Source organism: Vibrio sp. OY15, assembly GCF_000742455.1.
GTDB classification, from domain to species: domain Bacteria; phylum Pseudomonadota; class Gammaproteobacteria; order Enterobacterales; family Vibrionaceae; genus Vibrio; species Vibrio alginolyticus.
Genome location: NZ_JPIL01000045.1, coordinates 1 through 1,730, shown reverse-complemented (window position 1 = coordinate 1,730; position 1,730 = coordinate 1). Strand labels below are relative to the sequence as shown.

General features: G+C 41.6%; 3 protein-coding genes. All 3 read right to left on the bottom strand.

What is annotated here, in order from left to right:
• Positions 1 to 16: 16 nt before the first annotated feature.
• The 3 genes from IJ23_RS23710 to IJ23_RS23700 all read right to left on the bottom strand — a co-directional run bounded on the left by IJ23_RS23710 (position 17) and on the right by IJ23_RS23700 (position 1,699).
• On the bottom strand, positions 17 to 514 hold the full coding sequence (locus IJ23_RS23710) for an AAA family ATPase (RefSeq protein WP_033907517.1): 498 nt from the start codon (positions 512 to 514) through the stop codon (positions 17 to 19).
• Positions 515 to 649: 135 nt separating this feature from the next.
• Entirely contained in the window at positions 650 to 1,060 is a 411-nt protein-coding gene (locus IJ23_RS23705; RefSeq protein ID WP_031781297.1) for a cytidine deaminase, read from the bottom strand.
• Between the two features lie 171 nt (positions 1,061 to 1,231).
• Positions 1,232 to 1,699 (bottom strand): GIY-YIG nuclease family protein, encoded by a 468-nt coding sequence (locus IJ23_RS23700; RefSeq protein ID WP_230238894.1) that lies wholly within the window; start codon positions 1,697 to 1,699, stop codon positions 1,232 to 1,234.
• Between the last annotated feature and the right edge of the window lie 31 nt (positions 1,700 to 1,730).

Genomic DNA, 1,730 nt, shown 5'->3' with positions numbered 1-1,730 from the left:
CACTTCAAACTTGATACTAAGCGTATCCTGCCATACGTACCAAACTGAGCTTTTCACTAGCTGTTGGAGCTTCAAAATACTGGGTTACATGATGAAATATTGCTTCTGTGTCAAACATAGCCCGTTCTGGCTGTTCAACTCGACGTTTAGCGATTTGGGACAAGCATTGTTCATCGGTTAAGTCTAAATACCAAAGCTCATGTTCACTGTTTACTTCGAGGCACAGTGATAGAAACCAAGCTCTTTGCTTAACGGTATTAGCCGGGAAATCCATGACAACGTTAACCCCAACATTTAGCAAGTTTTGAACATGGCTTTTAATGAAAGGCTTAATGAGGTTTGAGTACTTAATGTAATCGTCAAACGTTTGAATTTGTGAGGGATAATGAGCTGACAACCAATCATCTTCTGAAATTAGGACTGCACTATTTTCAGAAGCAACAACCTTAGATTTAGTCGATTTACCAGCTCCCATCTTGCCACAGAAGAAGAACAGCTTTCCCTGATTTTCCATGTTTCCTCCATTTACGCATAACGCCCTGTTAAGGTGTGAGCAACGCAATACCGATGCTGCCGCATGCCACCTTAAACACTTAAACCACCGCATAGTAAAAATGCCACGCGTTGCGAATCACTCTTAAACAGTTTGTTATAGCGCTTTGCCGTTTACAAGTGACCAATGATGAGGCATTAATTCTCGTATAGTTTTGAAAACCAATGCATTCTCTGGAGTCGTAATTGCTGCTTTGACATCCCCACCCCAATGGACAAGGCGCTCTTGGCAAACTCCGCATGGTGACAAGATTAGAAATTCATCGTTCTCGCTCTCACGACACAAGCATAATGAGTGGGTCACTCGCTCATTGAGTTTGTGAGCCTCTAAATACGCTCCCACTTCCATGCATAGTGAAAGAGTATCGTTTTTAGTATCAGGAGCAATGCTTGTTAATATTTTTCCTGACTCTGTTCTAACAGCCGCAGCTCCACCCCAACCAGAAGGATATCGCATATTTACTAGTTCTATTGCTGCTTGATAGAGCTCTTTTTCGATATTATCCATGACCATCCATATTCAATTTTATCGTGCGCTATAACGCCCTGTTAAGGGGTGAGCAACGCAATACCGATGCCGCCGCATACCACCTTAAACACTAAAACCAACGCATAGTAAAAATACCACGCGTTGCGAATCCCTCTTGAACAGTTTGTTAGCTGAATTGCCAAAGCGATCCTATTTATTGTTTCCACCTTGCTTACCAAAAGCAGGCTTCAAGTCATGCGACATCGCATCCTCAATGAGTTGAAGGACTTTTATTGGAACGTCATATTCAAGAATACGAACCTCATACTTGCCATCAAACCATTGATACATGTGCAAGGAGTAAGTTTTGTTGGGGCAATTAACCAAGTGTTGCCTTAACCGTTTTCGTAAGCCAGTAGTTGAAGATCCAACATATAGAACATGTGATGGGCTATTTACTTTGCTACATGCTTTAAGCTTTTTCCGTTTAAAGTCTACGAATGATTCAAACGTGCTTTCTGCACATCCACCAACTTCTTTGATGATATAGATCCCTTTATCGATATCTGGAACCTCATCAAAGCTAGCAACCGTAAAGTCAGATTTTGGCTTCACTGTTTTAGCGGTTTCGCAATCTCTAATCAGTCTATCCAAGTATTCCATTATTATTGTTTTCATCCTATTCAGCTAACGCCCTGCTAAGGGGTGA

Excerpts from the sequence above, each read along its gene's own strand:
- IJ23_RS23710 (WP_033907517.1), bottom strand. The coding sequence starts at position 514 with ATGGAAAATCAGGGAAAGCTGTTCTTCTTCTGTGGCAAGATGGGAGCT.
- IJ23_RS23705 (WP_031781297.1), bottom strand. The coding sequence starts at position 1,060 with ATGGATAATATCGAAAAAGAGCTCTATCAAGCAGCAATAGAACTAGTA.
- IJ23_RS23700 (WP_230238894.1), bottom strand. The coding sequence starts at position 1,699 with ATGAAAACAATAATAATGGAATACTTGGATAGACTGATTAGAGATTGC.